The 20,989-nt window shown below is 67.2% G+C and carries 14 protein-coding genes; 9 read left to right on the plus strand and 5 right to left on the minus strand.

What is annotated here, in order from left to right:
- The first annotated feature begins 18 nt into the window (after positions 1-18).
- Positions 19-852, plus strand: coding sequence for an SAM-dependent methyltransferase (locus NR810_RS37130; RefSeq protein WP_257459519.1), 834 nt, complete (start codon positions 19-21; stop codon positions 850-852).
- Positions 853-1,192: 340 nt separating this feature from the next.
- Here the strand turns inward: NR810_RS37130 and NR810_RS37135 are convergent, their stop codons facing one another.
- Positions 1,193-1,393, minus strand: a complete 201-nt coding sequence (locus NR810_RS37135; RefSeq protein ID WP_257459521.1) for a hypothetical protein — start codon at positions 1,391-1,393, stop codon at positions 1,193-1,195.
- Between the two features lie 489 nt (positions 1,394-1,882).
- Between NR810_RS37135 and NR810_RS37140 the strand changes: the two genes are divergently transcribed.
- Positions 1,883-2,878 (plus strand): helix-turn-helix transcriptional regulator, encoded by a 996-nt coding sequence (locus NR810_RS37140; RefSeq protein ID WP_257459522.1) that lies wholly within the window; start codon positions 1,883-1,885, stop codon positions 2,876-2,878.
- A 143-nt stretch (positions 2,879-3,021) separates the two neighbouring features.
- Here NR810_RS37140 and NR810_RS37145 read toward each other — a convergent pair whose 3' ends face one another.
- Both NR810_RS37145 and NR810_RS37150 read right to left on the minus strand, forming a co-directional pair.
- Positions 3,022-3,585 (minus strand): DUF4865 family protein, encoded by a 564-nt coding sequence (locus NR810_RS37145; protein WP_257459523.1) that lies wholly within the window; start codon positions 3,583-3,585, stop codon positions 3,022-3,024.
- Complete coding sequence (locus NR810_RS37150; RefSeq protein WP_257459524.1) at positions 3,582-3,989, minus strand: tautomerase family protein; 408 nt, start codon at positions 3,987-3,989, stop codon at positions 3,582-3,584. Before NR810_RS37150 ends, NR810_RS37145 begins: the two co-directional genes overlap by 4 nt.
- A gap of 68 nt (positions 3,990-4,057) precedes the next feature.
- Between NR810_RS37150 and NR810_RS37155 the strand changes: the two genes are divergently transcribed.
- Complete coding sequence (locus tag NR810_RS37155) at positions 4,058-5,011, plus strand: LysR substrate-binding domain-containing protein (RefSeq protein ID WP_257459526.1); 954 nt, start codon at positions 4,058-4,060, stop codon at positions 5,009-5,011.
- A 31-nt stretch (positions 5,012-5,042) separates the two neighbouring features.
- Here NR810_RS37155 and NR810_RS37160 read toward each other — a convergent pair whose 3' ends face one another.
- Positions 5,043-5,660, minus strand: coding sequence for a TetR/AcrR family transcriptional regulator (locus NR810_RS37160; protein WP_257459529.1), 618 nt, complete (start codon positions 5,658-5,660; stop codon positions 5,043-5,045).
- Between the two features lie 75 nt (positions 5,661-5,735).
- Between NR810_RS37160 and NR810_RS37165 the strand changes: the two genes are divergently transcribed.
- The 6 genes from NR810_RS37165 (at position 5,736) to NR810_RS37190 (ending at position 11,767) form a co-directional block, all read left to right on the plus strand.
- On the plus strand, positions 5,736-6,539 hold the full coding sequence (locus NR810_RS37165) for an inositol monophosphatase family protein (RefSeq protein ID WP_257459531.1): 804 nt from the start codon (positions 5,736-5,738) through the stop codon (positions 6,537-6,539).
- A 44-nt stretch (positions 6,540-6,583) separates the two neighbouring features.
- On the plus strand, positions 6,584-7,222 hold the full coding sequence (locus tag NR810_RS37170; protein ID WP_257459532.1) for an NADPH-dependent F420 reductase: 639 nt from the start codon (positions 6,584-6,586) through the stop codon (positions 7,220-7,222).
- Between the two features lie 1,140 nt (positions 7,223-8,362).
- A complete protein-coding gene (locus tag NR810_RS37175) occupies positions 8,363-9,109 on the plus strand; it encodes a Kelch repeat-containing protein (RefSeq protein ID WP_257459533.1) in 747 nt (248 codons plus the stop codon).
- A 569-nt stretch (positions 9,110-9,678) separates the two neighbouring features.
- Positions 9,679-10,926 (plus strand): alpha/beta hydrolase, encoded by a 1,248-nt coding sequence (locus NR810_RS37180; protein WP_257459535.1) that lies wholly within the window; start codon positions 9,679-9,681, stop codon positions 10,924-10,926.
- Positions 10,927-10,931: 5 nt separating this feature from the next.
- On the plus strand, positions 10,932-11,288 hold the full coding sequence (locus tag NR810_RS37185; RefSeq protein WP_257459537.1) for a hypothetical protein: 357 nt from the start codon (positions 10,932-10,934) through the stop codon (positions 11,286-11,288).
- Entirely contained in the window at positions 11,285-11,767 is a 483-nt protein-coding gene (locus tag NR810_RS37190; RefSeq protein WP_257459538.1) for a YncE family protein, read from the plus strand. The genes NR810_RS37185 and NR810_RS37190 overlap by 4 nt, the downstream gene beginning before the upstream one ends.
- 229 nt (positions 11,768-11,996) lie before the next feature.
- Here the strand turns inward: NR810_RS37190 and NR810_RS37195 are convergent, their stop codons facing one another.
- Positions 11,997-20,756 carry a LamG-like jellyroll fold domain-containing protein gene (locus NR810_RS37195; RefSeq protein ID WP_257459539.1) on the minus strand — a complete coding sequence of 2,920 codons (8,760 nt, stop codon included), beginning with the start codon at positions 20,754-20,756 and terminating at the stop codon, positions 11,997-11,999.
- Between the last annotated feature and the right edge of the window lie 233 nt (positions 20,757-20,989).

Genomic DNA, 20,989 nt, shown 5'->3' on the forward strand with positions numbered 1-20,989 from the left:
ACCCGCCCAGGAGCCGCCATGACCACCCAAAAGCCCCAACCGACCCCCGCCGACATCGGCCGCTTCTACGACCAGATGGGGCCATTCCTCGAAACGCTGCTCGGTGACAACATCCACGTAGGATACTGGTCCGGCCCGGAAGACGAGAGCTCTGGCACCGAGGCGCAGGAGCGGCTCACCGATATGATGATCCAAAGAGCCCGGCTCGGCGCTGGTCAACGGCTGCTCGACATCGGGTGCGGCACGGGCCGGCCCGCGGTCCGGCTGGCGCAAGCAACGGGGTGCTCGGTAACGGGGATCAGCGTCAGCGCCATGCAGGTCGAGCAGGCGAACGCGCGGGCGCGGAAAGAAGGGCTCTCCGACCAGGTGCGCTTCCAGGTGGCCGACGCCATGGAGCTACCGTTCCAGGATGCCTCCTTCGACGCCGTGTGGGCTTTCGAGTCGCTGCTTCACATGCCCGACCGGGCGCAGGTCCTCCGCAACGCGTTTCGTGTGCTTCGCCCCGGTGGCATGCTGGTGTTGACAGATGTGACCGAGCAGCACCCGATAACCGATGAAGAGCGGATGCTGGTGTACAGCGGGCTCATGATCACCTCGCTGTTGCGATTCCAGGAGTACCCCCCGCTGGTCGAGGCCACGGGGTTCTCGGTCGAAGAGGCCCTCGACCTCACCTCCAATACCCGCAAGTCGATGATTGGAACCGACAAGCTCATCTCCAAGGAGCAGGAGCGGCTCAGCGCGGCGTACGGAAAGGATTTCCACGCGACGACGCTCGATCTCTGGCCGAAGGTAGCGGCCATCTACACGGAAAAGCTGGGTTACATGCTGCTCGCGGCCGTCAAGCCGGCCTGACGTCCCGGTGCCGGCAGACGAGGGGAGCCGGCGGGGTTCGGGGAGATGCAAGCACAGGGCAAGCGCGAGGCGGCGCTTGTCGTCGGATTGGAGGAGGGGCCCGTCCTCGAACAACGACAGGCAATCCCCCCGGAGGAGCGAGCCGCTCGCAATACCGCCCATAGGACCGCGCCAGCTCTCCATCGGAATCCTGGCACGCCGCCAGGGCCAGCGCACCCACGCGCAAGGGCCGCGATGTGCCCCCAAGGGGTTGTTTGGCGGAACGGCCAGACATTGCCGCACCTCTCCGGGTGAACTCGAGGAGGTGAGGGGCCGGAGGGATCCCTCACCCTGGCTCAGCTCAAGGCAGCGCGAGTCCCACGCGCTGGCGCAGCCGCAGGAAGTCGTCGGACCGGACGTAGGTGAGGATCCGCTGCAGATCGGCGCGCTCGCGCAGGGCCTGCACCAGGGGCTCGGCGTTGTCCAGATGGGCGGTGGCGAAGTTGGGGTCCTCGCGCAACACCATGGTGAGGCCCACCGACACGTCGCCGCACATCAGCACGCCGGCCCCAGCGCCTCGAGGTAGATGGGAGCACTTGGAACGACCCACGCGGCCTGCGAAGCGGGCCCCGGCGCAGAGGCCACCTGGGCCGGCGTGTGCCCAAAGGGGCTGCACCGCCTCTCCACCGGCCCAGCGCACAGCCCGCGTGGCACCCCTCAGCAGCCCTCCTCGACCCCTCGGCTCCAGCCCTCTCCCTCAACAGGGCCCCCATCCCGCCTATACGCTCACGTTCCCGATTAGGGGAACTTGCCCACCGGGCCCCCACATCCCCTCGGAGGTGCAACCGGGAGGGGGTGACCCCACTAGGGCATTTTCACGAGGATGAGGCTGGCGACCTTGTACGTCTGGAGGCCCGAGGAGTGGGAGGAGGAAGAGGTCGTCATGATGGAACTCCAAGGAGGGGGAACGGCCCTGGTGGGCTCGCCCCGGTGACGAAAAGAAGGTAGGAAGGGTCGCGGACAGATTCGGTCCGCGATTCGAGGAGCCCCCATGATCCAGACCTCCGCCCGGCTGCTCAAGGTGCTGTCCCTGTTGCAGTCCCAGCGCTTCTGGGCGGGCGGGGACCTGGCGAGCCAGCTCGGGGTCACCGAGCGCAGTGTCCGCCGGGACGTGGACCGGCTGAGGACGCTGGGCTACCCGGTGCATGCGACGGCCGGAGTGGGCGGCGGCTACCAGCTCGGCGCGGGGAAGGAACTGCCCCCACTTCCCCTGGAGGACGATGAGGCCGTGGCGGTCGCGGTGGGCCTGCGCGCCGCGGCGGTGGGTCCCATCACGGGCTTGGAGGAGGCGGCGGTGCGGGCCCTGGGAAAACTTGAGCAGGTGCTGCCCAAGCGCCTGCGCCGCCGGGTGAACGCGCTACAGGCGGTAAGCGTGCGGCTCGGAGACGCGGCGGGGCCCACGGTGGACGCCGAGGCGCTGGCGGTGCTCGCGAACGCCTGTCGCGACGAACTCCAGCTGCGCTTCGACTATGGCAACCGGGAGGGCGAGGCGAGTGAGCGCCACGTGGAGCCCTACCGGCTCGTGCACACCCGCTTCCGCTGGTACCTGCTGGCGTATGACCTGGGGAAGGAGGACTGGCGCACCTTCCGCGTCGACCGCATCGGCCCAAATCCGAGGCCAGGACGCGCCTTCAGGCCCCGCCCCCTGCCCGCCGAGGACGTGGCGGCCTATGTCTCGCAGCGCGTCTCGACGGACGCCCATCGCTTCCGCGAGCGGGCAACGGTGCACGCTCCGGCGCAAGAGGTCTCCGCGAAGCTGTCCGGCATTGCCTTTCGCGTCGAGGAACGGGATTCCGGACAATGCATCGTGCACACGGGAGCGGACAACCTGGAGGCCGTCGCCTGGCTGCTCGGCTCCATGGGCTTCGACTTCGAGGTTCATGAACCGCCGGAACTCATCGACCACCTGCGGCGCCTGTCCGAGCGCCTGGGCCGGGCGGCGGGCCGCGTGCCTCTCCATCCGGTCGAATCACCCGTCGCCCGGTAAGGGACCTCCTCGAGGTCACAGCATGCCGGGGCGGAAGAGCGCGCGCCGGCTGATGACCTTGCCCGAGACCTTGAACACACAAGATGAATGTCCGACAGCGCGCGAAGGACTCTGCCCCGCGGGGACTGTTCGCCGGGCTCACCCTACGCCAGGGACACGTGACCGACTGAGTAGATATGGCGGTCCTCGAGCTGGTCGTTGGAGGGAAGCTCGGCCCAAAGCTGAAAGCGCACCAGGGTCCAGGTGGTCGGCTCGAATCCGACGAGTGACGCCAGCGCCCCGTCATCGTGCACGCGGTCCTTCGCGCGCCCGGTTTCGGATGCGCGCAGGGCATCGAGCGCGGCATAGGGCGGGATGGGAACCGTTTCGCGTGAGGCGAAGCGCGCCTCCGCGATCCGCGGCGACACTTCCGCATGCCATACGGACCAGGTCTTCACGGACGGCCAGCCGAACGATTGCGTCAGGCCGACGAAGCCCGGTCCGCTCAGGAACTCGTTCATCCCCGCGGGTGACTTCCAAAGGTAGAACGGTGCATACAGGTTCTCGGAGTCCGACGGTTGCTGCGCCTTCTTTCGAGCGCTGAGATAGGCCTTGAACACCAGCTCTGGGAAACCATCCATGAGGCGGCCCTTTTCGGCAATGCGGCGGTCGACAATCGACATGTCGTAGTCGGCGGGCAGAACGAAGCTGTATTGCATGGCAATCATTGTGAATCCTCTTGAGTGGTGGAATTGGGCACCGCCGCGATTCCGCGGCCGAACGACCAGTCCTCGGCCTCGGTGGTGTTGACGACCACCATGATGTCCTCCGGCCGGATGCCGGGTGCATCGGCCAGCAGTTCCGCCAGCCGCTGATAGAAAGCCTGCTTGACGCCGCTCGTACGGTGTCTGCCTGCCGTAATGCAGACCAGGACGTAGTTGTCGGAACGCGGGCCGCACAGGTAGTGCCGGTCGAACATCAGTTCTTCCGGTTCATGCTGATGAATGATTTGAAAACGATCGTCCGGTGGCACCTCGAACGCCTCGACGAGCGCGCGGTGCACGTTGTCGGACAGCGCCTTCAAGAACGCCGGCGATCGTCCTCTGAGCAGCGAAATACGGGCCAAGGGCATGGCATGCAACTCCGGGTTCGTGCCGTCAACGGCTTTCGAGTGGATTGACGGCGACAAGCTAGTGCGCCATGTTGATCAAGAAAATCGGGAACTTTCGAATCGATGATTCGAAAAAGCGGGATGGTTGCATGCGCAAGGTGAATTTCGATCTGGATGCGTTGCGCAGCTTCAGCGCCGGCATGGAGCTCGGCAGTTTCGCCAAGGCCGCCGACAAGCTGGGCCGCTCGACCTCCGCCATCAGCGCGCAGCTGAAGAAGCTGGAGGAGCAGGCGGGCACGCCGATCTTGCGCAAGGAAGGGCGGGGCCTGGGTCTGACGGACGCCGGCGAGGTGCTGCTCGGTTATGCGCGCCGCATCCTGGAGCTGAATGACGAGGCGTGGATGGCGCTGGGCGGCCTGGAGCTGGAGGGATGGGTGCGGCTCGGCATGCAGGAGGACTTCGGCGAACACCTGTTGTCCGACGTGCTGGGGCGCTTCGCTCGCAGCCATCCGGGAGTGCGTATCGAAGCGAAGATCGCGCGCAACGGGGAGCTGATGACGCAGGTGCGGACGGCGAAGCTGGACCTGGTGCTTGCGTGGCAGGCGGGAAACGATACCCCGCATACGGAGTCGGTTGGCACGTATCCGCTGCAGTGGATCGGACCTGCCGACCGGCCGCTTGGACCCTGGCGCGAACGCGGCGGGCCGGTGCCCCTGGTCGCCTTCGAAGCGCCGTGCCTGATGCGCAGCATGGCGACCGAAGCGCTGGACCGCGCCGGCATTCCGTGGCGGCTCGTGTTCACGAGTCACAGCCTCGGCGGCGTCTGGGCGGCCGTCGCCGCGGGGCTTGGTGTCACGGTGCGCACGCGTTTTGGCATGACACCGGGCTTACGAGTCCTGAGCCCTGAAGAATACGGTCTGCCGAAGCTGCCCGCGCTCGGTCTTGCCATTCATCGCGCCGAAGCCGAGCCCGCGCCGGTTTGCCGACGGCTGCATGAAATCATGCGTGAGAGCATCGCGGAGCTGGAAGGCCGGCTTCGGTAGGGAGCCGCGCTTGCGGAGCAGGATCCGGGGCTCAGGCGGAGACGTGCTCTAGATAGCCGAAGACGGCCCGGCTGACGCGTGCGACCAGTGTCGCGTCGTCGCGCTCGCCGCGGTCTCCCGCGGAGTCGACAAGGCCCTTCACGATCGCCAGGAGATCGCTGGCGACGAACGGGGCTCGAAATGTCCCCGCCATATCGGGTGCGTCGAGGCACCGTTGGACGGTGAGGGTCAACTGCTCACCGATGCGCTGCACCTCCTCACCGACCGGCAGGCGGCGTTCCTCCACATCCAGGAGCCGCGCGAGGGTCGGCCGTTGGAATTGATAGGCGACGGCCACCTCGATCAGCCGCTGGAGGCCCGCACGCCCGCTTGCTCCCGCGTCGATGGCGGCGACGTCCGCCAGGAGCGTGGTCGTCTCCCGGAGCATCAGCGCCTTGGTGATGGCGTCCTTGCTGGGGAAGTACTGGTACAGCGAGCCGATGCTGATGCCGGCGCGCCGAGCCACGGCGTTGGTCGTGTAACCCTCGAAGCCCTCCGTCTCCAAAATGCGAGCAGCCGCTTCCAGCACGGCGGCAACGGTCGCCGCCGAGCGGGTCTGGCTGGGCTTCTTCCTCGGGTTGAGCGTGTGGGGAGCGGTTCGGGCGGCCATGGGTGAAAGCGAGTAGTGAACGTGAGCGTTTGCTCGCATTCTATCCCTCGCAATCCATTCACTCAAGAGGCACCCATGAAGAACATCACGGATGATGAAGCGTTGCTGCCCGCCGTCGTGGCGGTGACCCAAGCCGCTGGAAGCCACCTGAAGAGTCGTTTCTCCTTCGACTCCCGCCTGGGAAGCGGGGATGAAATCGTCGCCGCGATCCACGCCAACGATGCGGAATCGTCGGGACTTCTGCGCGAGGGGCTGAAGAAGGCGCGTCCGGGCGCGGGGTGGGTCGAGGACGAGCTCGAGGTGGGCATGTTGCCGCCCGGCGAGTGGTGGGTCACGGACCCGGTGGAGGGAAACATCAATCACATCCACGGGATGGCTGATTGGTGTGTCACGGCGACGCTGGTGCGAGACAACACGCCGGTGCTCACCGTGGTGAACCTGCCGATGACTGGCGATACCTATACCGCGATCCGGGGCGGTGGCGCCTATCTCGATGGGGTGCGCCTGCACGCGTCGGCCAAGACGAAGTTGGATGCGGCCCTGGTCGGGACCGGTCAGGCGAGGCCGGGGGAGGACCGTGAAACCCACCGCCGGATCGGCCAGTCCGTCATCGCGATGCTCGCAGGAGCCCTGGTCTTGCGCGTGTCGGTGCCGGCCACCCTGCAGCTGATCCAGGTCGCGGCCGGGAGGATGGACGTCTTCTGGCAGTACAGCCAGGTCCGCTCCGGTCTGCTGGCGGGCGCCCTCCTGGTCCAAGAAGCCGGCGGCAGGATCTCCGACACCCATGGCCGTCCGTGGAGCCTGGCGAGCGGCGACTTCCTGGCCGCCGCCGCGAACCTCCATGCCGCCTCGGTCGACGTGCTGTCCACGATCGCCTGACCCGTGCCCTCCCGCCCATACCCATCACCGAACGGAGAACACCCTTGAACCGCATTGGCATCCTCGGATCGGGCCGTGTCGCCACGGTCCTTGCAACCCGGCTCGCGACCACCGGGTACGACGTGACGATTGGGACGCGAAATGTCGCCGACGCGTCAGCGAAGTGGACCGGACCGGCGGTCACGTTCGCGGATCACGCCCGGACCGCGCGCGAGGCCTCCATCATCATCAATGCAACGCCTGGAGACACCAGCCTGGAGCGGCTCGGTGCCCTCCGCGAGGCGTTGGATGGGAAAATCCTGGTGGATGTCTCGAATGCGACCCGGCGTGGCGCTGAAGGACTGCCTGCGGGATTGAGCCATCCCGACAGCAGTCTGGCCGAGCATCTGCAACGAGCTCTGCCCGGCACCCGTGTCGTCAAGACGCTCAACACCATGCTCTTCTCCGTCATGGTCAATCCACGTGGCCTCGCCATTTCCCCGACCGCGTTCCTGTCGGGCAACGACGAGGGAGCGAAGGCGACCGTCAGCAAGCTGCTTCACGACCTCGGGTGGCCTCTCGACTGGATCGAGGATCTGGGGGACATCTCCACCGCCCGAGGGACGGAAGCGCTCATCCTGCTCGTGCCGCACATCATCCGCCGCCGTGGTTTCGCGCCCTTCGCGCTCACGGTCGCCAGGTGAGTCTTGGACGTCGTTTCCAGGGCTCTATCAGCAAGGAGCCGCTGAAGGAGAGGACGCCGCGACTGGACCAGGCAGAGTTGCTGAAGAGGACGTTCGACTTGGACGTGTTCGCCTGCGTGAGGTGTGGAGGCAGGCGGCGGGTGCTGGCGTAGGTGATGGCCTATTCATAATGCCCCACCTTCCTCCATACTTATTTGAGCCTGCCCGTAGTCACCTGACTCGTAGCGCTGGGTTCTCTCGAACTTCATTGTTCATCGTTTCTCTGCTCGTCGCTTTCTTCTGAGCGAAGGGCTCCGTGCGGGTCTCAACGTATGCTTGGCCGCTGGAGTGGGCACGGCTGGCGAGCCACGTCTCTGCTCGAGCGCCGCCTGCACGGCCTGGGCAAGCTTCAGCAGCGCAGGGACCGAGAGTCGGACCTCTCGGCCACCGACGCTCGGAGGAACGAGGGGTGAAGAACGGTCCGTCCACTCGAGCGGCAGTCTCATGTACTGTCCGGGAGGGTGCTCCACGTCTACGTAGCGCCGACCATCCTGGCTACGGATGAACCGAGCGACCGGCAGTTCCATGCCTTTGAGGGGGTGGATCGGTAGCGTGACGGTCACGCGCTCAATTAAGAGTGGAGGACCCGTGGCAGTGTGTTGATGTCGTCGTGAAGCAAGCCAGAGGGGTGCGCGCGATTGTGGAGCACCTGGGACTGCCCACGGCAGGTGAGAGCCTGACCCCGGCGCGAGCGCCACCCCAGGGCGCATGGTGTTGAGGCTTACGCCGCCACAGCCAAGAGACCTGATGCCCCTGCCGCGCCCCTCATGGGAGGGCGGCCTGGGCAGGCATGCCCAAGGAGGCTGCGTGGCCTCTCCACCGGCCCGGCACACAGCTCGGCCGGCACCCGTCAGCGGCCCTCCTCGGCCCCTCTGCACCAGCCCTCCCCCTCAACACCGCCTCTATCCTGCCTATACGCCGTGCGCCACCATGCGTCGCCGAACCACTCCTTCCGGATGCGCAGCATGCCCCCGAGCCGGGGAGCCAGTCACCTGCCAGTCACTCTCGGCGCGGTAGGTCTTTCGTCCAGAAGGCGGCCCGAGCGTCTCCACGACAAAAATCCGCCTGACTCGCACTCCAACATCCCAAACAGAGGAAGACATGAATCCAAAGACATGGCGAACCCTGATGTGCCTTGCTCCCGTGGTGCTGTCCGGTTGCGGCGAGCGGCCTGAAGAGGTGGTCCGTCCCGTGGGCGCGCATCAGCAGAGGCTCGCGGCCTGGGCGCCCACCGCGTCTCCAATGAGTCACGCGCGTTACGATCACACGGCGACGGTGCTCCCCAATGGCAAGGTGCTCGTGGTGGGAGGGCTCAGCGGGAGCACGCTCCTCGCCAGCGCGGAGCTGTATGAGCCGAGCACCGGAGCGTGGACCCCGGCCGGCTCGCTCCAGACGGTGCGTTACCGTCACACGGCGACGCTCCTGCCGGACGGGAAGGTACTGGTGGCGGGAGGTTACGCGGGTGGATGGACCGAGAATAAGGTGCTCGTGGCGGGTGGCTACGATGCGTCGTTCAAAATCCTGGCTTCCGCGGAGTTGTACGACCCTACCGGGAACGGCACCACGACCAGTCTCGAGCACACCCTGAGCGAACCGCGCCGGGGTCACACGGCGAGCCTGCTCGCGAACGGCAAGGTTCTCGTCGTGGGAGGCAGGGCCAATACCTCCGTCAGCAACACCGCCGCTCTCTACGATCCCTCCACGAAGACCTGGTCCACGACCGCGGCCATGACCAGCGGGCGAGTCTGGCACGAGGCGAGCGCGCTGCCGACGGGGCAGGTGCTGGTCACGGGCGGCTATGACTCGAGTGGAGCCATCCTGTCCTCCGCCGAGCTGTACACGCCATAACCTGGCTCAGCCGCGGCGCGCCTGACGCTTCTTCTCATGGGGGTCGACAGCCGGGGCAACCCCGCGCTCGCTTGGCACGAGAAAGATGTGGTGCTGGTGCGCCGCTGGACCGGCACCGCGTGGGCATACATCGAGCATAGAAGGCCCATGCCGGGGAGGCGGCGGAAATCGACGCCGTGGGTGACACTCCGCGGGGTCCGTGGGGTTTCAGGGAGCAAATGAATGGGACACGAAACAGAAGAACGAAGCCAATGCCGGAGGCGGCAACCTCCCTCCCTGCTCATCTCCCGCGTTCGCGCGGTTCGCAGTGGGGTCTGCTCTCCGTCTTGATTCTGACGGCCGTGGCGGGTTGCTCGGACAAGGCCCCTCCCGACGTGGCTCCGGGGGAGGGTAGGCCCCTCCTCTGGGGGAATTGCCCGGCGCTTCCGGAAGGAGCCACCCGAGACCCTCGCCAAACATGTGCGACCCTTCAGGTCCCGCTGGATTATCACCACCCGGATGGGCGCACCCTCGAGCTCGCCATCTCGCGCATTGCCACCGCCAGGCCGGACTCCCGACGAGGCGTTCTCTTGTTGAACCCGGGTGGACCGGGGCTCGAAGGACTTGATCTTCCGAGCCTGGCCGCCACCACGCTGCCTTCCGAGGTTCTCGAGCGCTACGACCTGATTGGATTCGACCCTCGCGGTGTGGGTCACAGCTCTCCTGTCACCTGCGGGCTGACCGACGTCAGTCTCGTCGACCTCTTCCCGTACCCCGCCGCGGACGGCTCGATCGACGCGAACGTCGCCCTTGCCCGCGAAACCGCGGCTCGATGTGCCGCATCCACCTCGGGCGACGTCCTGCCATTCATCACCACCGCCAACACCGCCCGCGACATGGAGCAGATCCGTCAAGCGCTGGGGGAGAGGGAGATTTCCTACTGGGGTCAGTCCTATGGCACCTACCTGGGGGCGGTGTATGCGTCCTTGTTCGCCGAGAACACCGACCGGATGGTGCTCGAGGGAAATGTGGACCCCACGAGAGTCTGGTATGGAGTCTACCACTACTGGGGCGAGGGCATGGCCAGCCGGTTTCCCGACGCCGCCCGCTTTGTCGCGGCGAACAACGACACCGTCCACTTCGGCACGACCGTGGAGGAGGTGATGGCGGCGTACCTCGAGCTGGCGAGCCGGCTCGACGCGAACCCCGCTTTCGTCCCCGGAACGAGCGCGCGGATCACAGGGGGTCTGTTCCGAACCGTCACCTACAGCCTGTTGCAAAGGAATGAGCAGATTCCGCTCCTTGCCCAATTCTGGCGCGCTATCGACAATCTCACCGCTGGAGCTCCCACCGCCGAGGATGCCGCGCTGCTTCAGCAGGTCTTCGCCCAGGAACCGGCCAGGGCGGACGTTCCCGCCGACAATCAGACGGCTGTCTTCCTGGCGCTCGCCTGTGGTGACGCGAGCTGGCCCACCGACATCGAGGTCTACAGGAAGAAGACCGCCGAGGACCGGGCCGCCCATCCGCTCACCGCCGGCATGCCATTCAATATCTGGCCGTGCGCCTTCTGGAAGACCCAGCCTCGCGAGGCCCCGGTCGAGGTGACCCGCCAGGGAGAGCACAACATCCTCCTGCTGCAAAACCGACGCGACAACGCGACTCCTTGGGAATCCGGGCTGGGCATGCGAAAGGCCCTCGGAGCGCGCGCGACGTTTGTCGAGCTCGACGCGGGCGGCCACTATGTCTACGGTCAGGGCTCATCCTGCGTGGATGGCGTGTTCAATGCGTTCCTCATGACCGGACAACTGCCCCAGGGCGACGTCTCCTGCGCGAATTAGCGCAGTTGCCCCAGCTTGAGGGCAGTGCGCTCCACGCCGCGTATCACCTCGACGACACCCCGTCGTGGCTCCTGCGCCTCGACCAGCAGGCTGGCGGCTACTGCATGAGCTACCCGAGCGTGCTCGGTGCGGTCCTGCGGCTTGATGCCAACCTCGAGCGTGGGCGGAATGACCCCGCCCGCGCGGTCCGAGGCTTCCAGGCCATGGCCGAGGCCCCGGACATGAAGCTGCTCGAGCGTGACTGCGTGGCCTCTCCACCGGCCCGGCTCACAGCTCGGCCGGCACCCGTCAGCGGCCCTCCTCGGCCCCTCTGCACCAGCCCTCCCCCTCAACACCGCCACTATCCTGCCTATACGCCATGAGCGCGGCAGTCCGGCCGATGGCGCTGTCCCCCGACGAGCGGTTCCTCTACTTCCAGGTGTCGTTCTTCCACGGTTTCGTGGAGTACGACCTGGAGGAGGATCGCGTGACGCGGCTTGCCCACCTGCCGGTCTCCGAGGAGGCCCAAGCGCTGCGCCGCGACCAGTACATCCTCGACTCCGCCCACCACGGACTCGCGATGAGCGGCGATGGGACGAAGCTCTGCGTGGCGGGAACGATGTCCAACTACGCGGCGATCGTCTCACGCGAGACGCTCCGCTACCGCATCCACCCGCTCGGCGCGCGGACCTACTGGGCGACGAGCAGCGCCGACGGAAACTACTGCTATGTCTCGGTGGCTGGCGATGACACCGTGTCGGTCATCTCCTACGCGACCGAGCAGGAGGTGGCCCGCATCCCCGTCGGCGACCACCCGCAGCGTGCGCGCACCGCGAAACTCGCGGCGTCGCTCTTCCCCTGAAGAACTCGCAGAAGAGGGCCCGGACCGGTGAGTGGTCGGGTAGGCCAGGGAGGTCACCCTCCCCGGCCCCCCACAGATCCGGACGTGCGGGACTACCGCATCCGGCCCTTCGGCTCATGGGTTCGCTGCGAGCGCGCGGCAGCGGGTACGAGTGGGCTCGCTACGAAGGCGAGGACGCTTGATTTTCCTACGCACCGCACCACCGGCCAGCCAGCCCGCCCCGCTCGCACTACATCCTCCGCAGAGCCATCAGCGCCGGCCGCTCCACATAGGTCACCCGGTGCAGCACCCGCCAGCACTTGTTCGGCTTCGCAGAGCGCGCCTGCCGCAGCGCGCGGGCCTCCTCGTCATTGCTCATGAGCCACTCCGGATCGACCACGTAGCTGAAGAAGTCCTTGAAGTGCTCCGTGCTCCCCTCGAGATAAAAGCTCATGAATCGATAACGATCCACCTTCTCGCCCGGGAAGAGCGGGGCGTCGCGCAGATCGGTGATGCCCCTCTTGTCGACGCCGCCCAGGTCCACGGTGAGCTCGAGGCTCTTGCCGAGGCTCAGTGTCTTGCTGCTCCCCTCGACCTTGCCGCCCGAGCCCACGAGTGACAACGCGAACTTGAAACGGGCGAACGCCACGTCCGTGGAGGCGCCGGCCCCGCCGCTATTGCTCAGCTCCGTGTTGATCGAGTGCTCGATCGTGCTGGCGAAGCTCTGCTCCTCCGTGCGCATCCCTCCGTCGCCGTCCCACACGTACGTATTGACGATGTTACGCTTGCCCGCCTTCCTCTGGATGTTCTCCATGCGGAGCTGCCAGTCGGCGAAGGCGGCGCCCGCGCGCACGCGCCCCTCCAGGCTGTTGAGCTTTGCGTTGATCTCCGCCTGGCGCTTCGCGGCCTCGTCCTGCGCCTCCTTCTTCTTCTGCTCGTTCTGCTCGTTCATCGCGTCCAGATCGGCCTGGCTGGACCCCGCCGGGGTGCTCCCCGTGGACATGCTCGGGGCGCCTGGCCCGGCGAATGAGTCGAGCTGGTCGAGCTGATTCGCATTGAAGTTGTAGAAGAAGCTCTCGCGCTCCTTGTCCGCCCGCTCGATGGCGTCCTTGAGCGCGTACGCCTCCTTGAGCCGGAAGTAGCTGGCCGGATACAGCGAGCCGTACTGCGCCCGCATCTCGGGCACGTGCGGGTAGAACGTCGGATCGGCGGGCATCGATCCGACCAGGCCGTCCAGGCTCCCGTTCATCGTGTACGCGGGGTTCACCAGGAACGTGATCGTATTGATATCGAGCGGCACCCCGTCGACCGGCCGGATGTCGTAGCTCACCATTCGGCCGCTCCGCTTGAGCTTCGTGACGAAGACGTCAGCCATGCCGGAGAGCACGAGCGCATACCCGACGTTCTTGGGGACCCAGCGCTTGCCGAGCACGGGGGAGGCGGGCGTGTCCTCGAACATCCCCGTGAGGGCCAGGCTGTCGCTCGTCGCGAGGTTGGACGTCGCGCTGACCGAGGTGTCCTGACCGCTGGATTTTTCGTGTGCGTAGTCGAAGACCGCGCCCACCTCGCCCTCTGAGACCGTGGACATGAACCCGATGCCCAGGCCCGCCTCCTCGGCCCACGCCGTCCCGACGAAGCCCTCGACGCTGAACGCGGAGCTCTGGGTCTCGCTCCGCTGCCAGGCGTAGGTCGTCTCGTCGGACTGCGCGAGCGTCACGCTCGTGGCCCCGTAGTACTCGTACTCGTCGGTCGCCCCCGTCAGGTTCTCCGACGGGACCGGCGGCGCGCCCTCGATGTACCCCAGCAGCGTCGGGTTGATCTGGGTGTTGCCGACCCATCGCAAGATCAGCTCCTCGATCCGCTGCTCGGGCAAGAGCTCGACGTTGCTTCCGGCCGCGAGCCCGTAGAACCGCCGCATGAGCGCCTGCTTCTTCCCTTCGCCGCTCACCTCCACCGAGCTGTACTCGGCGGTGACCAGGCTGTCGGCGCCGGCCATGGGCAGCAAGGTGGACAGGAGCAGCGTCGCGCTCCCGTGCAGCTGGCCCTGGAACAAGCCCGACTTCCGGTCGCGGACCTTGTTGTCCCCGTTCACCTCGTCCATTGGATAACACGCGAGCAGGCCCGTCTCGGCGCCCGTCATGCGGCGTCGCATGTTCGCCACGAGCTCGGCTGGCGTGCGCGCGCGGTCCCAGATCCTGACTTCGGCGATCTCCCCCGGGAAGTAGTGGACGCTGCCAATGCCCCTGCCGATCTCGAGGTTGCCGGCCCCGGCGAAGTCGGCCGCCGCCGTCCTCTCCGCGGCCAATATCCCGTCGACGTAGATCCGCTGCTTCTTCGTGGGTTGATCGTAGGTGAAGGCGAGGTGGTGCCAGTCCGTATCGGTGTACACCCCCGCCGTGTCCACATCATTGCCGAAGAACGCCATCGTGAGCATGTTGGTGCTCCGGTACCCGACGTGGAGCCCGCCGTTGTTGCTGGCGGTACCCATCGCCGCGATGATCTGGTGATCGGCGCCCATGCCCGCGCCGCTGCGCCGCGCCCAGCATTCGAAGGTGAAGCTCTTGCCGGCGAGCGCGACGGGCGGGCACTGCACGTAAGCGTTCCCCCGGTCAGGCAGCACCAGCACCCGGCCCCCCAGGTTGCCGATGTTCGCCGTGGAGGCCACCCACTCCGCCCCGACCAGCGTGCCGTGCGCCTGGCCACCGGCCGAGCGATCGAACGCCTTCCCGCCGGTGCCCTCCTGGAGCGGCCAGTATGCGAGGAGACCCGGCTCGCTCCCCGAGCTCGACGTGCGGGCGTGCACCGCGACCTCGGCGTCCGTCATGCCCAGGTTCCACAGCCGCACCTGGCTGAGCCGCCCGATGGGGCTGCCTCCCACGGAGAGATTGCCCAGAACCTTGACGGACATCTCGCGCATGCTCGTGATGGTCGCGTCCACCGGCGCCCCCTTCACGAGGCCGTGGCGCGCGTTCGACGTGAGGTCCTTGACCTTGACCACACCGCCGTCGTCGACCTTCTCCATGCGCCAGTAGCCGACGAGGCCCGCCTCGTCGCCCTTGAAGGAGCGGTAGAGGTCGTCACGGACGTCGCCCAGGGGTCTCGCCGAACTCCAGATGGAGACCTCCGCGATGTCGCCGTGCAGGTAGGCGTTTTCGTAATCGTCGTAGGCGATGTACAGCGGGCCCGACGCGACCTGGAGGGCCCCCTTGACCGCTTTCTCGGCGACGAGATCCCCGTCGATGTAGAGGCGGATGTAGCTGCCGTCGTACGTACCGGTGTACAGGTGCCATCCCTGGATGTCGGCCGGCGTGTATTCGACCGGCTGCCAGCTCGCACCGGTGAGCAAGCCCCCCGGGTTGATGCAGACATTGAACACCATCTTCCGGGTCCCGGTGATGGGGTGCATGACGTAGCCGTCCCGCTTGCTCACCAGGAAGCCCTTGCCGTTCCAGTTCGCGGTCGCGGCGCGCGCCCAGACCGACACCGTGATGGTCGGTGTGGGGCTCGCGTGCGCCGGCACCACGATGTGATCGGCCGAGCCGCTGAAGCGCAGCGCGGGCTGCAGGGTCTTGCGGCTGCCGATCTTCACGCCGTCGGCGTAGAACGTGGCCGTGCTCCGGGCCGTCGCCACCGCGAGGTGGTGCCACCCCGCCGCGAGCGTTCGCCCGAGGTCGGCGCCACTGTCGAAGAACCAGCCGTCGACGAGGAGACCGAGCCGGCTCCCCTTTCGCACCGCCATGGGCGCGTCGGGCTTGCCGTCGGCCGCGGCGACCACGCTCATGCCGTACATCCCCCCGTCGACCTTCGTGGCCAGCGGGTACTGCACCCAGGCCTCGCACGTCCACCCGCTCACGGGCAGGCTCACGGCCTGAGCCAGCGTCACCTTGTCACCGCTGTCGCGGAGGTCGACGGTGGCGAGCACGGCGTCGGGGATCCATTGCTCGAACGCCGCGTTGCGGCTGTCCGCCGCCGCGTCATAGGCGGTGGCGCGCATCCGGCCCTGCGTGTCGAAGTAGGTGAGCAGCAGGTTGCCGTCGCAGCTCTCCGAGAGCCGGACCCCACCGGTAGGCTGGGCAAAATCGAGCACTGCTCCGGCCGTCTCGAGATTCCGCTCGTCGGTCGCGACGAGCGGCATGGTCGCCGGCCCGACCTGGGTGAGCTGGCTCATGAAGGTGGTGTTCGTCGCCGCGATCTCCAGGCGCGCCTTGCCGAGGTCGGTCTGCGCGGCCGTGAGCTGGCTCTGGAGCGAGGCGAGGCTCTCGTTGGCGGCGAGCACCTGGTTCAGCCAGTCCAGGCGCTGCTGGCCCGCCGTGATCTGCGCGCTGAGCGACGCGATCTTCGCGTCCTTGGCATCGATGGCGCTCTTCGCTGAAGGGTGCAGCTCGTCAAGCTTTTCGATGAGGAACCGCTGGTGATCGAGCCCCAGCGAATCCCAGAGCCCGACCCGGGTGTCCTCCGACGTGTATCCGCCCGTCACGTCCCAGACCCTGTGATTGAAGGCGGCCCGAAGCGAGCTGTAGCCGCCGCCCGCGTCCAGGACTTGCCACTCCTGCAGATGGGCCCTGCTGGCCGCCGCATCACTGTCGAGATCCATGTGCTCGCCGTTATAGACGGTCAGGACCTTCGACATCTCACGAGCCTTGTTGCGGACCCGGTAGGTCCCATTCCCCAGCGGCTCGAACTGCCATTGCTGGCTCGCTGCCCGCGTCCACGAGGCCTGAGCCAGGCACCATCCGTTATCGTAGACAACCATCCTGCTGTGCTTCGCGAGCAGCTTCACCCAGTAGCTCCAGCGGTCGTTCAGGATCGCGGTGCGCTCGTTCTGCACTGCGGTCTTCTGCGACACGAGGCCGGGCAGGCTGGCCGTGAGCGCGTTCTTCTCGGCGATGTAGCGCTGGTTGTTCTGCGCCACGTCGATCCGCGCCATGAGGTCCGCGATATGCAGCTCGACGCGGGACAGCCTGGACTCCGCCCTGCGGAACAGCGTCAGGTTGTCCTGCACCACCTGCGCCTGTGCGGGGAGCGACGAGAGCGCCGTTACGTCCGTGTAGCTGTCGCACGTCACGACGTCCGAGATGAGGCGGATGCGGTGCTTGCGGATGTCGATCGCCGTCCACTCGGCCGCGGGCGCCGAGGCCTCGGCGCCCCACTTGCCGCGCACGTCCGCGATCTCGAACGCGCGCATGAGGCTCACGCCGTCGGGCACGACCACCCTCGCGGCCGCCTTGTACCAGCCGCCCCCGAGGCTCTGGAAGTCGCTCTCCACGGCGCTCCCGGCAGGGAAGGCGATGACCTCGTCGCTGCCGCGGCTTGACTTACCCCAGTACGAGAAGGCGAAGAGCTTGAGCCCCGTGCCGTCCGCGTTGCTCGGATCGAAGGCGGCGTCGGGCGAGGTGACGCGGAACTCGAAGGTCTCCTCGTACATGCCGCGCTGGCTGACCGCCACGAGCTGTTCGCTGCTGTACTTCACGGCCTTCATGCCCGACCCGGTCGCGCGCGTGAGGCGGCGCGCGCCCGCGTAGGGGTCGCCGAACACCACGCCGTTCCGGCCGTAGTGCGAGAAGTCCGGCACGATCGGCGGGCTCTCCTCGTACACGATCGCGCCCATTCGATAGTAGGCCGCGAGCCCTTGCTCCTTGCCCGTGAGCACGAGGTGCATCGTGTCCTGGATGTCCGCCGCGGCCCGCGCGAAATCCCAGATCTGCGCGTCCGCGATCTCGCCGGAGAAGCCCTGGCCGATGGTGTACGCCGAGCCGACGCTCACCAGCGCGGGGTTGCCATTCATCGACCCGTGCCGCTTGCCCTGCGTGAGATCGTCGACGCCAGCGTCGAGCGGCCAGTAGCCGACGAGGCCGATCTCGCGGCCGCTGAGCCTGCGCTTCATGTCCTCCTGGATCTCGGCCTGGGTGCGCGCGCGGCTCCAGATCTGCAGGTCCGCGATGCAGCCGTTCCAGTGGTTTTTCGGCCTCCCCAGGACCACGCCCGCGCCGATGCGCATGAGCCAGCTCGGCGGTTGGTACGCGCACGGGGCGGTCCCCTGGAGGGCCCCGTTGAAATAGACGTTCAGAGCGCCGGCGCCGATTGTGAGGGCGATGTGCACCCAGGCCCCTTCCACCGCGGCCGGCCCGTTCACGATGGCGAACGAGCTCCCTTGCCCCGCGGCGAAGAACCAATGGTTGGCCGACGTGGCGGCGATCCCGATACCGTGAGCGCCGGGGCCGGTGCACGAGAGGGCCACGCGGTCGGTGCCGCTGCCGCCGGTCACCCGGAGCCACCCGGCCACGGTGAAGCTGCCGGTGAAGAGCGGCGTGGCGCTGGCCACGTCGATGTAATCATCCACGCCATCGAACGTCATGACCTTGGCGAGCTTCGCGCCCGGAGACGCCGGGGGGACGATCTGCGGATGCAGATAGGCCGCCTTCTTCCACGCGGGGTTCCCCTTGGGCGTCCCATGCCGCTTCGCCGGTGCGAGGTCCTGGGTCGTGCCATTGTCGAGCGGCCAGTACCCCACGAGCCCCGCCTCGCGCCCGGAGAGCCGTTTCGAGACGCCCTCCGCGATCTCGGCGGCCGTGCGTGCCCGGCTCCACAGCTCCACGGCCGCGATCTGCCCGTTGAGCAGGCAGCCCGCCGCGCCGTCGTCGTAACCGAGATACAGGACCCCTGAGTCCGCCTGGATCGAGCCGACGGCCGGAGCCTCCGTGGCCAGGACCCCGTCAACGTAGAGCCGGAGCATCTTACCGTCGAACGTGCCCGTGTACTGGTGCCAGGACTGGATATCGTCCAGCGTGCAGTCGATCACTCTCCAGCCGACGCCGGCCAGATTCATGTAGAACTGGAGCTGCTTGGTCCCCGCGATGGGGTGCAGGATGAACGCGTCCCGCTTGGATACGACGCAGCCGTGGGCGTTCCAGGTGGCGGTCTCGCTGCGCGCCCACGTCGACACGGTGAGGGCCGTCGTCGGGCTCGCGAAGGCCGGCACCTCCACGTAATCGTCCGTGCCGTCGAGCGCGAGCACCTGGTCGCCCAGGTGGCAGGGCATCGCGTGCCCGACGGCGAGCTGCGCGACCTCGACGCCGCCGCGGCAGAGCGCGATCCGCGTCGCGCCGCCTTTTGCCGTGGTGTAGTCGACCGTCCCCGCGTAATGCACCCATGTGTTCACGGCAATCGCGCCGGGATCGGTGACCGTCCGCACCGCGCCGTCGCTCATCCGCACGACGAGCTTCACCTTGTTGTCGCTGCCCAGCCCGAGCTTCATCAGCTCGCCGCTGTCCGCGATCAGGCTCTGCTCCAGGTTGCCAGCGGCGTCCACCCGCACCCAAGCCGAGAGCGTGCGGCCGAGCTCCCGCTGCGGGCTCGGCGGCGCGAGCTCGAGGTCCGGCGTCTCGATGCGATCGTTGCCGTCCATCCGGAGCCCCCTGCGCACCACCTTGCCCAGGTTCCCCGCCTCGCCCGTGAAGTACGGCGCGTCGAGCACGAAGCCGTTCTGGTCGGCCACGATCGAGGCGATGGGGAAGATCCCGTCGTACTCGCGGGTGCCGGAGATCTGCACCTCGTCGCCGGCCTTGAGATCGTGCGCCGGGCAACGGATCAAGAGCTTGCCGTCCGCGGTCTTCTCGGTGCCCACGACCATGTTGTCGAACACGAGCCCGGTCTGCTTCTCCGGCACGACTTCCCAGAAGCCGGCCTCGTTGTTCGTGAAGCTCGCGTCGACCTTGAAGGTCGCACCGTCGACGCTGATCACCTTGTAATACCCGTCGTAGCTCTGCGTTCCGCGGAGCTTCACCCTGGCGCCGGCCTCGAGGGTCGCCGGCAGCGGCTCCTTGGACCGGATCTGGAGCTGGTCGTCCTCGCCCTGCTCGGTGGCGACGACGGTCCCCACCGGTGGCGGCGACGCGCTCGCGATCTCCTTGATGTCATCGAGCAGCGTGAGCGGCGTGACGACCTCGCGAGTGTCGCTGCGCAGCACCGTGCTCTGGTCCGGCGTGGGATCGATCTGGGAGAGCGTGCCGTCGGCGGCGATCGCGAAGGAGAGCGCCGCTGTCCTCACGACGTCGCTGCCGATGGCCTTGACCGGGACGGCGAGCATCACCCGCATGGCGTCGCGGATGAGCTGCGGCCCCGCGTCGGTCATCTGCTCCTTCTGGAGATCGTACGTCGTCGCCGCCGGGCCGCCCGCGATGGTCAGCCCCGTGAGGTCGATCGTGCGGCGGATGATGCCCGGGATCGCGCGGTAGAGGGTGCGCTCCGGGTCCTCCGGATCGCTCTGGCCATAGAGGTAATCTTTGACGTCGAACAGCCCGTCCGCGCCGGATCCGACGGTGTAGAGCACCAGCTTGGCCGTCGCGGCGTCGACCACGAAGAGGTGCCACCTGTTCCGATCGTTTTGGGCCGTCGGCACGAAGATGGGCGAGAACCACCCATTCGCCACGGCGCCTGCGAAGCCGAGCTCGATGGCCCCCTCATAGAAGCTCTTGCCGTCGATGTCGCGGTAGTCGAGGTTATCAGCGCCGAAGCCGTTTTTTGACGTGGTGGACTCCTGCGGTTCGAGCCGCTGCCTGCTGCGCCGGAACCGCACCTCGAGCTTGGGCACGAGCTCATTGGTCATACCGTCGAGCACGAAGCGATTCACGAGGATCTTGCCGCTCGGCGACTGCCGGAACAGGTACAGGTGATCCATGGCCGAGACGAGCTGCACCGGCGCGTCGGCGCTCTTCGTGGCCTCCGCCGAGTCGCCGTAGACGGTCTTCACCAGCACCTTGCCGCTGGCGTCGGCGAGCGTGCTTTTCTCCGCGGCGATGACCGACAGGTCGGCGAACGACTCGCCCAGCCGGACCTTCTTCCACGCTTCGAAGCCGAACGGATCCGCGCCCTCCTGGATGGCGGTGTCCTCGAAGCCGCTGCGCTTGACGGTGTACCAGAGGACGCCGTCGACGTCGGTGCCGAAGCACACGACCTTGCCATCATGGGTAAGCGCATTGATGTGATTGACCTTCTGGCCAGAGAGCTTCACTCATTCCTCCGTGGGATCCCTCGCAGGATCGACAGCTTTGAATTCCGTTGCACAAACCTTGAATTCGAATTCAGGGCGAGCGCCCCCCTCCGCCAATCCGGTGCGCGGATTGTCGTCACCGGGCCAGGAAGAGGGCCCCGAACGGCACCCGGGCCGCCCAAAGCCCAAGACGTCGGGGAGGGAGGATTGTGACGCCACATTCCGGCGCCGACAGTCGGGGGGGGCCCCGGAGC

The sequence above is a fragment of the Archangium lipolyticum genome, from assembly GCF_024623785.1.
Taxonomy (GTDB): Bacteria; Myxococcota; Myxococcia; order Myxococcales; family Myxococcaceae; genus Archangium; species Archangium lipolyticum.